The organism is Arthrobacter sp. Soil761 (genome assembly GCF_001428325.1).
Classification (GTDB): domain Bacteria; phylum Actinomycetota; class Actinomycetes; order Actinomycetales; family Micrococcaceae; genus Arthrobacter.
The window spans coordinates 326024-339569 of sequence record NZ_LMSF01000030.1; the positions used below are offsets into that span (position 1 = coordinate 326024).

Genomic DNA, 13546 nt, shown 5'->3' on the forward strand with positions numbered 1-13546 from the left:
CCATTCCCGGCGCACAAGTGGCCGGCACAGGCGTTCCTTAGACGCGGATCCGGTACCCGCGCTTGACTACCGTTTCAATGAGCTTTCCGTCCGGCAGTGACGAACGCAGCCTGCTGACCGTCATGTCCAGTGCGTGCACGGAACCCCGGAGTTCCAGCAGGTCGGAGAGGGATTCACGGGACAGGACAGCGCCGCCGGCACCCAGCAGGGCGCGCAGGAGCAGCAGGGGAGCGGGTGCCAGTTCCACCGCCTGGCCGTCGATCCGCAGGCTGCGGCCGCGAAGCTCGATGTTCCCGGAGCGGGTGTCCAGCCGCCGGACATGGTTCAGGGCCAGATGCTCGCACACCAGCCGGATGAGGGCCCCCATGCGGAAACGTTCCGGGATGAGCGGCGTCACGCCCGCGTCCAGGAGTGGCTGTGCCGTCACGGGACCCACCACCGCGGTGGTGACGTTCAGCTTCAGGCTTTCCACCAGCTGCTTGTACAGGCCCATTTCGTGGGCGGTGCTCCACATCGCGTCCACGGCTGGGGCGCTGGTGAAGGTCAGGACGTCCAGGTTCCCGCTGCAGGCGGCCTCGATCAGGCGCGGCAGCCTGTCCTCGCCGTCGGGCTTGACCCACCGGTAGGGCGTGACAGTGAGGACCGTGGCGCCGGACATCCGCAGGCGTTCGATCTGGCGGACGTCGGTGTAGCCGTGCAGCTGCATGGCGACGGTCTTGCCCCGGACGCCTTCGGTGAGCAGCATGTCCACCAGCGTGGCGGTGGTTTCGTCGCTGCTGATGCCGACGTCGGCAAGGCCGGCCGCGCGCACGGCACCGCGGGCTTTGGGCCCCCGGACGAACATGCGGCAGTTTCCCAGCGTTTCCAGCAGTTCGTCGCCGATTCCGAAGGAGTCAGCGGCCTCGCACCACCGGCGCATTCCGTAGGCGGTGGTGGCGATGCACAGGTCCGGCTTGGCGGCGATGATGGCCCGCGTGTCCTCGATGAGGCGCATGTCCTCCTGGACGGGGGCGATCTTCAGCGCCGGCGCATGCAGCACTTCGGCACCCCGGCGCTCCAGGGCCTCGATCAGGTCGCGGGACCGCCGGTCCGAGGTGACGCCGATGCGGAACCCTTCCAAGGGCGACTCCGCGGCATCGGTGGCTTCTTCGGCCTGCGTCGTCGGTGCGGCCTGGGCCGGTTCAGCCGGTGCAAGTGCAGTCATGGGGGTCAATCCTTTCATGATCCCAGCAGCGAGGCCGCCAGCCTGTCCAGGTCTGCGGCGGAACCGGCGTGGTCACGGTTCGCTTCAGCCACCCGCACCACCTCGCCGATGACCAGCACTGCCGGGTTGCTGCAGCCGGCAGCGGCGGAGGTGATGGTGCCGAGGTCAGCGATGGTGGTGCGCTGGCCGGGCCGGTAGCCCCGCTCCACCACGGCCATGGGCATGTCCGGGCGCATCCCGGCGCGGCGCAGGCCTGCCGCCAGCTGGTGGAGGGTGCCGATGCCCATGAGCACCACGATGGTGCCGCCCAGACCGGCCAGGTGGTGGTGCTCCTTCTCCGTCAGCGGCGCGTGCCCGGAGACCACGGTGAACATGTGGCTGACTTCGCGGTGGGTCACCGGGATGCCTGCTGCGGCCGGGACCGAGATGGCGCTGGTGACGCCGGAGATGACGTGCACTTTGACGCCGGCTGCCACGCAGGCGGCAACTTCCTCGCCGCCGCGGCCAAAGACGTAGGGGTCCCCGCCCTTGAGGCGGACCACGTTGTTGCCGGCAAGGGCACTTTCCACCATCAGCTTTTCGATGTCAGACTGGCTGACCTTGTGGTGGCCAGGCTTCTTTCCGACGTCCACGAGTTCCGCGGAGGTCAGCCGCGGCAGTTCCTGGTACGGCGCCAGTCGGTCGTAGAACACGACGTCGGCATCGCGGAGTGCCTTGACCGCCGCCACGGTGAGCAGGTCGCTCGTGCCGGGGCCGCCGCCCACCAGGGTGACGTGTCCGGCGGGTCCCGCAGCAGGCTCGGCCGCGACCGGGATGCCGGTCTTCCGGCAGCGGTCCAGGAAGGCGTCCCAGCCGGGCTGTCCGTCCTCGACGGCGGCGACCAGGAACAGCCGCTCCGGCAGGTGGACGAGCCGCGCCTCTTCGGGGCTGCCAAGGCGGTGCACGACGGCGCCCGCGGCTTGGTACCGCCGCACCGCCTGCCGCGCGGCGTCGGGGGCGCCGGCCACCAGGACGTTCCGGCCGGTGAGGTCGATACTGAGCTGCATGGCTATGCCTCGTTTCCAGGGGTTTCCGTGGTGGCGGCGCGGACCGGGATGGAAGCCCCGATCAGGACCTTGCCTTTTTCCTCCGGAGTGGCGGGGCGCATCTGGCCGCGCTCGTCCGGGACGAAGGTGATGGAGTCGTCCTTCTGGTCGGGGGCATTGACGAAGGAGCGGAACCGGCGCAGGCGTTCGGGGTCCTTGAGGGTGTCTGCCCACTCATCCACGTACGTGTCCACGTGCTTGGCCATGGCGGCCTCAAGGTCCTCGGCGATACCCAGGGTGTCCTTCACCACCACGTCCTCAACGTGCTTGATGCCGCCGTCGAGCTCCTCCTGCCAGCGGGCCGTGCGCTGCAGGCGGTCCGCGGTGCGGATGTAGTACATGAAGTAGCGGTCGATGTACTTGATCAGGGTTTCGTCGTCCAGGTCCTTGGCCAGGAGCTGGGCGTGGGCCGGGGTGGCTCCGCCGTTGCCGCCCACGTACAGGTTCCAGCCGTCGGCCGTGGCGATCACGCCCACGTCCTTGCCGCGGGCCTCCGCGCATTCGCGGGCACAGCCGGAAACACCCATCTTGAGCTTGTGCGGGCTGCGCAGGCCGCGGTAGCGCAGTTCCAGCTTGATGGCCATGGCCACCGAATCCTGGACGCCGAAGCGGCACCAGGTGGAACCGACGCAGGACTTCACGGTCCGCAGGCTCTTGCCGTAGGCCTGGCCGGACTCGAAGCCGGCGTCCACGAGTTCCTTCCAGATCTCCGGCAGCTGCTCCAGCCGGGCGCCGAACATGTCGATGCGCTGGCCGCCGGTGATCTTGGTGTACAGGCCGTACTTCTCGGCCACGGCCGCAATGACGCCCAGCTTCTTGGGGGTGATCTCACCGCCGGCGATGCGGGGGACCACCGAGTAGGTGCCGTCCTTCTGCATGTTGGCCAGGGCGCGGTCGTTGGTGTCCTGCAGGGTGCCGCGGCCGGCGTCCAGGACGTAGGCGCTGTTCTGGCTGGCCAGGATGTTGGCGATGGTCGGCTTGCAGATGTCGCAGCCGGCGCCGGTGCCGTACTTGGCCATGATCTCTTCGAAGGAGGTCAGCCCCAGGACGCGGATGGCGTCGAACAGTTCCTGGCGGGACAGTTCGATATGCTCGCAGAGGGCCTTGGAGACCTCCACGCCGGACTTGGTCAGCTCGGTTTCCAGCAGCTTCTTCAGCATGGGGACGCAGGAGCCGCACTGGGTGCCGGCCCGGGTGCAGCCCTTCAACTCGCCCAGTTCCTGGACCGGGGCGTTGCCCTCGCAGGCGCCGCAGGCGTTGATGGTGTCACGGATGGTTCCGGCCGTGACGTTGTTGCAGGAGCACAGCGTGGCGTCATCCGGCAGTTCGGTCTCCGGCGCCTCGCCACCGCCGGCCGCGCTCAGGAAGGCGCCCGGTTCGGCCGGGAGCTCGCGGCCCAGGAGCGGGCGCAGGCTCATGTAGGGGGAGGCATCGCCGACGAAGATGCCGCCCAGGAGGGTCTTGGCGTCATCCGTGGTCACGATCTTCTGGTAGACGCCGCGGGCCGGGTCGGCATAGACGATTTCCAGGGCGTGCTCGGTCTTGGCGAACGCGTCACCGAAGCTGGCCACGTCCACACCGGACAGCTTGAGCTTGGTGGCGGTGTCGAAGCCCGGGAAGGTGGCGTCCCCGCCGTGCAGCCGGTCGGCCACGATCTCCGCCATGGTGTTGGCGGGCGCCACCAGGCCCAGGCACATGCCGCCGTAGTTGGCCACTTCACCGATGGCCCAGATGCCGGGCACTTCGGTTTCGCAGTAGTCGTTGATGACCACGCCGCCGCGGGGACCCAGGCTGAATACCTGTTCCTCGCCCTCGGCGGCGCGGAAGAGTTCATCGCGGGGACGGACGCCGATGGCGACGATCACGATGTCGGCGTCGATGACGCGGCCGTCGGCCATCAGCACCCCGGTGACCTGGCCGTCGTCGTCGGAAAGTACCTCCGAGGGAAAGACGCCGCCGTGGACTTCGAAACCCTTGGATTTGATGAGCCTGCCCATGGCCTGGCCCGCGCCCTCGTCGAGCTGGGTGGCCATCAGCCACTGGGAACCGTCGATGACGATCGGGTTGGCGCCGAGCTGCTCGGTGCCGGCAGCTGACTCGAGGCCCAGGAGCCCGCCGCCGATAGTGACGGCGTTGACCTTGCGGCCGAGCTTCTCCGTGAGCTCCGCGATGGCCTTGTTGATGGCCCAGACGTCTTCAAGCGTGCGGTAGACGTGCGTGTGCTCCGCGCCGGGGATGGGCAGGCGGGCCGCATTCGAGCCGGTGGCGACTACGAGTTCGTCGTAGGGGTAGCTGTTGCCGGCGGCGGTTTCCACCGTCTTCGCTTCGGCGTTGATCTTTACGACGCGCTCGCCGGTCTTCAGGTCCAGGCCGGCGTGGTCCCACATGGACGCCGTGCCGAGCGTCAGGTCGACGTCGTTGTCGGTGAGGGCTTTGGACAGCGCCACCCGGTCATAGGGGAGGTGGACTTCCTCGGTGAGGACCGTGACATGCCAGCCATCGAGGCCGCGGGCATGCATTGCGTCCGCAAAACGGTGGGCCGCGGGGCCGCCGCCGGCGACGACGATGCGGCGCGGAGTCTCTGTGCTTGAAGTCTGTTCGGTCACTGATGGGCCTTTCGCATGGGCCGCAGGCAGTTTTCCTGCAGCCTTCTCTGACGAGCTGTCCATCCAGACTAGGGAGACGCAGTTTCGCTTCAGTTTCCCATTTGTTTCGCCAACTTAACTTCTGCATCACGAGCGCATTTCCGGGCGGGTTAGGTCTCTTTTACGCGCCGGACACATTCACCGCACCCCGTTGAAACACCCGGACCCTAGCGTTGGAAACGGCCGCAAAAGCAGCCGTGCAAGGACAACAGGCACAGGGAAAGGAGCCGGACATGACGGCAACACTGGAACTTGGGGCGCTCGCCGCCGAATCTGACATCGCTGGATTCCACACCGGCTGGCACCGTGTCTGCGCGGTGGAGGACCTCGAACCAGCCTGGGGCGAGGCCGCACTGGTGGCAGGCCGGCAGGTGGCGCTGTTCCGCACCGGCCCCAGTGAAGTCTTCGCCGTGGCACACGAGGACCCGGCCACCGGAGCCCACGTCATGGCGCGCGGCATCCTGGGCTCAAAGGGGACGCGGCCCACCATCGCCTCCCCCCTGCACAAGGAGGTCTACGACCTTGAGACCGGCGAATGCTTCACCACACCGGGCCTGCGCCTGGCAGCATTCAGCACCCGGGTCACCGACGGCATCGTCGAGGTGCAGCTGTAACACCTGCACCCCTTATGGGGCGCCGGGCCTTCAGTGGCCCAGGCGCCCTTTGGTGTTTAACCGGCAGTTCCTACAGGCCCAGCGCTTCGCTGACGTCGTGCAGGACCTCGTCCAGCGAGGCACGCGCGGCCTGGCGCGCTGCCGGCAGTTCCGCGGCGGACCCCACCTGGTGGATCACCTCGAGGTAGCACTTGAGCTTGGGCTCGGTGCCGCTGGGCCGGATGATGACACGGGTCAGGTTTCGGGTGATGTAGAGCAGCCCTTCGGTGGGCGGCAGGTGCGCGCTGCCTTCAGCCAGGTCCGTGAAGACCTCCACAGCGGACTGTCCGAACGATTCCGGCGGCGAAACCCGCAGGCGGTTCATCATGGCGTCCAGGAGTCCCAGGTCCGCAACCCTGATGCTTAGCTGGTCGCTGGCGTGCAGGCCGTGCTGCAGGTACAGCTCATCCAGGGTGTCGAAGACCGTCTTGCCTGCGGCCTTGGCCGCTGCCGCGAGTTCGGCGATCAGGACGGCGGCGGAAATGCCGTCCTTGTCCTTCACCAGCTCCGGGGCAACGCAGTACCCCAGCGCCTCCTCGTAGCCGTAGACCAGCCCGGGAACCCGGGAGATCCACTTGAACCCGGTCAGTGTTTCCTCATGGGCGAAGCCGGCCGCGGCGGCGATGCGGGCCAGCAGCCGTGAGGAAACGATCGAATTGGCGAAGACGCCCCGGCCGTCAGCGTCCGCGCCGGCGGTGCCGTCCGCGAGCCGGGCCACCATGTGGGCGCCCAGCAGGGAACCCACTTCGTCGCCCCGGAGCATCCGCCAGGCGCCCGTATCGGGGTCCTTTGCCGCCACGGCTGCCCTGTCGGCGTCGGGATCATTGGCGATCACGAGGTCGGCGTCCAGCTGCGCGGCCGCCTCGAGGGCCAGGTCCAGGGCGCCGGGTTCCTCCGGGTTGGGGAAACTTACGGTGGGGAAATCAGGGTCCGGTTCGGCCTGTTCAGCCACCACGGTGACATCTTTGAAACCTGCCGCTTCCAGGACGTCCAGCGCAGTCCCGCCGCCGACGCCGTGCAGCGGGGTGAGGACTATCCGCAGGTCCCGGGCGGGGAAGCGGTCCGCCATGGCCAGTGCCGCCGTCGCCCGCTCATACCCGGCTGCCAGCGAACCGTCCAGGACGGTCCAGCCGCCCTCTGCCAGCGTGATGGATTCCAGCGGCCCCACGGCGCTGATCCGGCCAGCGATTTCCGCGTCGTAGGGCGCCACGATCTGGGCGCCGTCGCCGTCTGCCGGCACAGCATGCCGTCCCAGGTACACCTTGTACCCGTTGTCCTGGGGCGGGTTGTGGCTGGCGGTGACCATGACGCCGCCGTCGCAGTCCAGGGCGCGGACGGCGTACGCCAGCAGGGGAGTGGGGAGGGGCGCCGGGAGCAGGAAGGTTTCGATGCCGGCCGCGGTGAAGATTGCCGCGGTTTCGGCCGCGAAGACATCCGAGTTATGCCGGGCGTCATACCCGACGACGGCGCGCGGGCGGGTGCCCGGGGCGGCCTTGGCTGCGGCGTCCCCCAGGAAGGCCGCGAGTCCCGCTGCGGCGCGGCGCACCACCACCCGGTTCATCCGGTTCGGCCCCGGGCCCAGGGCGGCGCGCAGCCCTGCCGTGCCGAACTGGAGCGTTCCGCGGAAGCTGTCTTCCAGTTCCTGCCGGGCCGCGGGATCGCCGTCCTCAACAAGGCGGACAAGCTCAAGGAGCAGCGCCTTCGTTGCGGGATCCGGGTCTTGGGCAGCCCATTCGCGGGCTTCGGTGAGCAGGCGAAGTTCGGCATCGGAAGACGTCATGGGCCTAACGCTATCGTCATTGCCCGTGCCCGTGACGCACCCTGGGCGCCTGATCCGTTAGAGCCGGGCGATGATATCGGCCAGCAGCCTGGAGATGCGCGGGCCGGCTGCCCGGCCGGATTCGATGACTTCCTGGTGGCTGAGCGGCTGGGGGCTGATCCCGGCCGCGAGGTTGGTGACCAGCGAAATTCCGAACACTTCCATCCCGGAGTGCCGCCCGGCGATGGCTTCCAGCGCCGTGGACATGCCGATCAGGTCGGCACCGATCCGCTTGGCGTACTGCACCTCGGCCGGTGTTTCGTAGTGCGGGCCGGGGAACTGTGCATACACGCCCTCGTCCAGGGTGGGGTCCACCTCGCGGGCCAGCCCGCGGATGCGCGGCGAGTACAGGTCGGTAAGGTCCACGAAGGTGGCGCCTTCCAGCGGTGAGGACGCGGTGAGGTTGATGTGGTCCTTGATCAGCACCGGGGTGCCGGGGGCCCAGTCCTCGTTGAGTCCGCCGCAGCCGTTGGTGAGGACCAGGGTGCTGCACCCGGCGGCCGCCGCGGTCCGGATTCCGTGGACCACTGCCCTGACGCCCTTGCCCTCGTAGTAGTGCGTGCGGGCGCCCAGGACCAGGGCGCGCTTTCCCGAGGGCGTCAGTATGGAGCGGATGGTGCCCACGTGGCCTTCCACGGCGGGGGCATGGAAGCCGGGGACTTCTTCGGCCGACAGGGTGGCGGTGGTCTCGCCGATGAGGTCGGCGGCCTCGCCCCACCCGGAGCCGAGGACCAAGGCAGTGTCGTGCCGGTCCACGCCTGTCTCTTCGGCGATGTAGTCCGCTGCGGCGCGTGCGGCGGCAAACGGGTCCGTGTTCAGGAAGTCTGTTGTACTCACCAGTACAAGTTATCGTGCCGCCCGTGTTGCCCCCGTCACGGCCGGCCCGGAGAGCGCCCTGTTTTCTTGGTGGTCAGCGGCAAATGGGCGAGAATGGATGACTGTGACTACGCATCCAGATTTCAGCTCCCCCCGGATCGCAATCCTGGGAGGTGGTCCCGGCGGATACGAAGCCGCCATGGTGGCCGCCTCGCTCGGGGCGACGGTCACCATCATCGAACGCGCGGGCCTGGGTGGATCCGCCGTGCTGACCGATGTGGTTCCCTCCAAGACCCTCATTGCCACGGCCGACCTGATGACCCGCGTGGCAGAGGCCGGCGAGCTGGGAGTGAAGTTCGACGTCGACGGCGGCGACTTCGTGCCGGTGATGCGAGCAGACCTCAAGCACATCAACGACCGCCTCCTCAACCTTGCCCGCAACCAGTCCCAGGACATCCGGGACGGCCTGGAAAAGCTGGGCGTGCGGATTATTGCGGGTTCCGGCCGGCTGCTGGACACCCACACCATCGAGGTCATGACGGTGGACGGCACCGAGACTGTAGAGGCGGACACCATCCTGCTGGCCGTGGGCGCACACCCGCGCGAGCTGGAGACCGCCCGCCCCGACGGTGAGCGGATCCTGAACTGGACGCAAATCTACAACCTGGACGAGCTGCCCGAGGAGCTCATCGTGGTGGGGTCCGGTGTTACCGGCGCGGAGTTTGCCTCCGCCTACAACGGCCTTGGTTCCAAGGTCACCCTGGTGTCCAGCCGCGACCGCGTGCTGCCCGGCTCCGACGTTGACGCCGCCGTGGTCCTGGAGGAAGTCTTCGAACGCCGCGGGGTCCGGGTTTTGTCCCGTTCCCGTGCCCAGACCGTGGAACGCACCGACAACGGCGTGGTGGTGACCCTTTCCGACGGCTCCACGGTGACCGGCAGCCACTGCCTGCTCTGCCTGGGGTCCATCCCCAATACGGCAGGCCTGGGCCTCGAGGAGGCCGGCGTCGCCGTCAGCGAGAGCGGCCACATCAAGGTGGACGGCGTCTCCCGCACGACGGCCCCGAACATCTACGCCGCCGGTGACTGCACGGGCGTCCTGCCGCTGGCCTCCGTGGCCGCCATGCAGGGCCGCATCGCGGTGGCGCACTTCATGGGCGACGGCGTGACCCCGCTCAAGCTCCACCAGGTGGCATCCAACATCTTCACCTCGCCCGAAATCGCCAACGTTGGCGTATCCGAAGCCGAGATCGAGTCCGGCAAGTACCAGGCCGACGTCGTCAAGCTCTCCCTGCGCAGCAACGCCCGCGCCAAGATGCGCAACGCCAAGGACGGGTTCGTCAAGATCTTTGCGCGGAAGGGTTCCGGCACGGTGATCGGTGGCGTGGTGGTGGGGCCGAACGCCTCGGAGCTGATCTTCCCGATCTCCATCGCGGTCAAGCAGAAGCTGCACGTTGACGACGTCGCCAGCACCTTCACGGTGTACCCGTCGCTGACCGGATCCATCTCCGAAGCCGCCCGCCGCCTGCACGTCCACATGTAACGAGGGGCGGGCAGCCCCGGTCAGGCTGCCGGCACCGCCCGGAAATGCCGTTCAATGAGGCCCTTGATGTCCTCATGGCAGCCACCGCATCCTGTGCCCGCCCGGGTGGCCTTGGAAACGTCCGCCACCGTGGAGCAGCCGTCGGCCACGGCGCCCGTGATGGTGGACCCGCTGACTCCGGCGCACCGGCACACGGTCCCGGCCGGGTCCGCGGCTGCGCCCGGCAGCTGGTCCGGCCCGTCCAGGCGGAGGAGGAGCGACCGGTCGGCAGGCAGTTCTGCGCCGCGTTCGAAGAGTCCCACCAGCTCGGCCGCCGTGCGGGGCATGCCCACCGCCACCAGGCCTTCGAGCACTCCGCCTCGGGTGGTCATCTTGACGTACCGGCCGTGCTCAGGATCAGCCCACTGGGCCACCTGCAGGCGGGCCCTGCCGTTGGCCGCGCCCGCCGTGAGCGCTTCCTCGTCCCACGGATCCGCGTCGTTGTTCCCGGCCACGGCCATGTTCAGGCCGCGGGCCTTCAGCACCACGACGCCGGGCTGTTCCGGCGGGAGCGCGGACAGCAGTTCCGCCTCCTCCACCCCACCGGAGGACAGCAGGGTCAGGTAGCCCGCCAGCCACTCGGCCTGCCGCCAGCCAGGGCCCACCAGGCCGGAGGGCCCCGTGGCGTTCCGGCATGCGGCGCAGCCCGGATCGGGGCAGTGGACCTCCGCGCAGTCGCCGATGGCAAAGATATGCGGTTCGTGGTGCGCCCGCAGCCGGTGGTCCACCAGGATCCCGGTGCCGGTGGCCAGCCCGCAGCCGTCGGCCAGCTCCGTCCGGGGACGCACCCCGCATGAAATGACCAGGAGGTCCCCGTCAACCGCCTGCCCGTCATCCAGCAGCAAAGCCGAGAAACCGCCGTCGGGCGCGTTGTGCTCAACGCCGGTGGAACGGGCGTTGCCTGCCACCCGGACCCCGCAGCGCCGCAGCCCTGCAGCGAGGACGGCCCCGCCGGCACGGTCGATGCTGCGCCCCAGGGGGTGCGGGCCGTTGTGGACCACCGTGACGGTGGCGCCTTCCTCCGCTGCGGCCAGCGCCGTTTCCAGGCCCAGGACGCCGCCGCCCAGGACCACTACGCGCTTGCCGCCGTCCACCGCCTGCCGCAGGACAGCGGCGTCGCGAAGGTCCCGCAGCGCGGTGACGCCGGCGGGAAGCACGGGGGAGGAAGGATCCGGGTTGATGCCGGTCAGGTTGGGAATGACGGGCCGGGATCCGGTGGCGAACACCAGCCGGTCGTAGTGCACGGGTGCTCCTTCAGCAAGCAGGACCTGCTGCCGGGGCCTGTCCACGCGCTTGACCCGCACGCCCAGGCGGACGTCCACGCCGTCCGCGGCCAGCTCGGCGGCATCGGCAAGGGCCAGTGCGTCAGCGGTGGTCCGGCCGACGCCGAGGTCGGCCACCAGGACGCGGTTGTAGGCTGCCTCGGGTTCCTCACCGAGCACGGTGACCTGGACCTGCCCTGCGCGCACGGCGGGCAGGAGCTCGTCCACCAGCCTGGCGGCCACGGGGCCGAATCCCACGATGACAATCTGCTCGCTCATGAGGCCTCCGTCGTTTGCAGCATGCGGGCGGAATCGGGTGCGGCCACGGGCCGGACCCATACGGTGTTGAATTTGAATTCGGGCATCCCGGAGATGGGATCAGTGGCGGCTTCGGTGAGGCGGTTGGCGCTTTCGGAGCCGGGGAAGTGGAAGGGCAGGAACACTGTCTCCGGGCGGATGGCTGTGCTCAGCTCCGCATGGCACACCACCTCGCCGCGCACGTTCGCCACGGAGACCAGCGATCCGGCGGCGATGCCCATGGCGGCTGCCGCCGAGGGGTGGATCTGCACCCTCGCCTCGGGCTGTGCGGCGACGAGTTCGGCCACCCGCCGCGTCTGGGCCCCTGACTGGTAATGCTCCAGGAGCCGGCCGGTGATGAGGGTCATGGCTTTGCCGGCGGGGTCTCCGAAGGTCCCGCCATCGCCGGCAGAAGTACGACGGCGGCGCGGCACCACCGGGACCATCACGGCCTTGCCGTCGGGGTGGGCGAAGCGGCTGGCGAACAGCCGCGGCGTTCCGCTGCTGCCGGCCGGGTAGGGCCAGTAGGCGGCCTCCCCGCGGTCCAGCATGGCGTAGTCAATGCCCGAGTAGTCTGCCAGGCCCCCGGCGGAGGCACGCCGCAGTTCCTCGAAGACCGTCTCCGGATCCTCGCTGTAGGTGGACGGGGCGTCCAGCCGCTCGGCGAGGCGGGCCATGATCCACAGCTCGCTCCGGGCACCAGCCGGAGGTGAGATGGCACGGCGGCGGCGCAGGACGCGCCCCTCCAGGTTGGTCAATGTCCCCTCCTCCTCCGCCCACTGCAGCACGGGAAGGATAAGGTCCGCCTCCGCGGCGGTTTCGGACATGAAGAAGTCGCAGACCACCAGGAAGTCCAGGCTCCGCAGCCCTTCGATGACGGCGTTGGCGTCGGGAGCTGCCACCGCGATGTTGGAGGCATGCACAAAAAGGCACCGGACGCCGTCGGGCTTTCCCAGTGACTTCAGCAGCTGCACGGCGGGCAGGCCGGGTCCGGGGATGGTCTCCTCCGGAACGCCCCAGACGGCCGCGACGTGTGCGCGGGCAGCCGGGTCGGTGATCTTGCGGTAGCCCGGGAGCTGGTCCGCCTTCTGGCCGTGCTCGCGGCCGCCCTGGCCATTGCCCTGGCCGGTAAGGGTCCCGTACCCGCTGCGGGCGGAGCCCGGCAGGCCCAGGAGGAGGCTGAGGTTGATGGCCGCGGTTGCGGTGTCGGTGCCGTCCACGTGCTGTTCCACGCCGCGTCCGGTGAGGATGTAGCTTCCGCCTTCCCGCGCCCCGGCAGCGAGCATGCGGGCGGTTTGCCGGATCAGTTCCGCGGGGACGCCGGTCAACGACTGGACGCGTTCGGGCCAGAAGGCGTTGACGCTGCGGACTACGGCGCTGTAGCCCGAGGTGCGCTCTTCGATGTAGGCGGTGTCCACCAGGTTCTCGTGGATGACCACGTGGGAGAGGCCCAGCAGCAGGGTAAGGTCGGTGCCCGGCAGCGGCTGGAGGTGCAGGCCGCCGCCGTCGGCCGTAAAGGCTGCCGTGGCGGAGCGGCGGGGGTCAACCACCACCAGCCCGCCGGCGTCGCGGGCTCCGCGCAGGTGCTGTACGAACGGGGGCATGGTCTCGGCAACGTTTGACCCCAGCATCAGGATGGTGCTGGCGGTGTCCAGGGCTTCGAGCGGGAAGGGCAGGCCGCGGTCCACGCCAAACGCCCGCATTCCGGCGGCCGCGGCGGATGACATGCAGAACCTGCCGTTGTAGTCGATGCGTGAGGTGCCCAGGGCCAGCCGGGCGAACTTGCCCAGCTGGTAGGCCTTCTCATTGGTGAGTCCGCCGCCGCCGAAGACGCCGACGGCGTCCGCGCCGTGGCGTGCGCGGGCGTCCTTCACTGCCTGGGCGGCAAGGTCCAGGGCCTGGTCCCAGCCGATGGGCCGGTGGACGCCGTCGGGTCCCTTCAGCAGCGGCTCGGTGATCCGGCCCGCATGGTTCAGGAGCGTGGGGGAGGTCCACCCTTTGCGGCAGAGGCCGCCGCGGTTGGTGGGGAAGTCCCGGCCTGCAACCTCCAGTGCGGGCGCGGGATTCGGTGCAGGCACGGGGCCTGGCCCCGGCTGGGCAGCCGGGGCCAGGCCCGCAGGGGACGTGAGCGTCATGGCGCACTGCAGGGCGCAGTAGGGGCAGTGCGTGTCGGCGCTTTTGGTCAT

The 13546-nt window shown here is 69.2% G+C and carries 9 protein-coding genes; 2 read left to right on the forward strand and 7 right to left on the reverse strand.

The window, feature by feature from the left end:
* Positions 1-37 precede the first annotated feature (37 nt).
* Genes ASG79_RS20175 through nirB form a run of 3 tightly spaced genes read right to left on the reverse strand, consistent with a single transcriptional unit; the run spans position 38 to position 4895 of the window.
* Complete coding sequence (locus ASG79_RS20175) at positions 38-1204, reverse strand: uroporphyrinogen-III synthase (RefSeq protein ID WP_018770116.1); 1167 nt, start codon at positions 1202-1204, stop codon at positions 38-40.
* Between the two features lie 14 nt (positions 1205-1218).
* Complete coding sequence (gene cobA / locus ASG79_RS20180) at positions 1219-2250, reverse strand: uroporphyrinogen-III C-methyltransferase (RefSeq protein WP_056393531.1); 1032 nt, start codon at positions 2248-2250, stop codon at positions 1219-1221.
* A gap of 2 nt (positions 2251-2252) precedes the next feature.
* Positions 2253-4895, reverse strand: coding sequence for a nitrite reductase large subunit NirB (gene nirB / locus ASG79_RS20185; RefSeq protein WP_056393533.1), 2643 nt, complete (start codon positions 4893-4895; stop codon positions 2253-2255).
* 272 nt (positions 4896-5167) lie between these two features.
* On the opposite strand from nirB, the gene nirD reads away from it, so the two are divergent.
* Positions 5168-5548: a nitrite reductase small subunit NirD gene (nirD, locus tag ASG79_RS20190; RefSeq protein ID WP_018770113.1), complete on the forward strand. Its 381-nt coding sequence runs from the start codon at positions 5168-5170 to the stop codon at positions 5546-5548.
* Between the two features lie 70 nt (positions 5549-5618).
* On the opposite strand, the gene ASG79_RS20195 is transcribed toward nirD, so the two are convergent.
* Both ASG79_RS20195 and ASG79_RS20200 read right to left on the reverse strand, forming a co-directional pair.
* Complete coding sequence (locus ASG79_RS20195; RefSeq protein ID WP_056393535.1) at positions 5619-7367, reverse strand: phospho-sugar mutase; 1749 nt, start codon at positions 7365-7367, stop codon at positions 5619-5621.
* 57 nt (positions 7368-7424) lie between these two features.
* A complete protein-coding gene (locus tag ASG79_RS20200) occupies positions 7425-8243 on the reverse strand; it encodes a purine-nucleoside phosphorylase (protein WP_056393537.1) in 819 nt (272 codons plus the stop codon).
* Positions 8244-8346: 103 nt separating this feature from the next.
* Here ASG79_RS20200 and ASG79_RS20205 point away from each other — a divergent pair, with 103 nt between their 5' ends.
* The gene (locus tag ASG79_RS20205) at positions 8347-9762 is read left to right on the forward strand and encodes an NAD(P)H-quinone dehydrogenase (protein WP_056393538.1); all 1416 of its coding nucleotides are present in this window, start codon (positions 8347-8349) and stop codon (positions 9760-9762) included.
* A 20-nt stretch (positions 9763-9782) separates the two neighbouring features.
* On the opposite strand, the gene ASG79_RS20210 is transcribed toward ASG79_RS20205, so the two are convergent.
* Positions 9783-11342, reverse strand: a complete 1560-nt coding sequence (locus ASG79_RS20210) for an FAD-dependent oxidoreductase (RefSeq protein WP_056393540.1) — start codon at positions 11340-11342, stop codon at positions 9783-9785.
* Entirely contained in the window at positions 11339-13546 is a 2208-nt protein-coding gene (locus ASG79_RS20215; protein WP_056393542.1) for a molybdopterin oxidoreductase family protein, read from the reverse strand. The genes ASG79_RS20210 and ASG79_RS20215 overlap by 4 nt, the downstream gene beginning before the upstream one ends.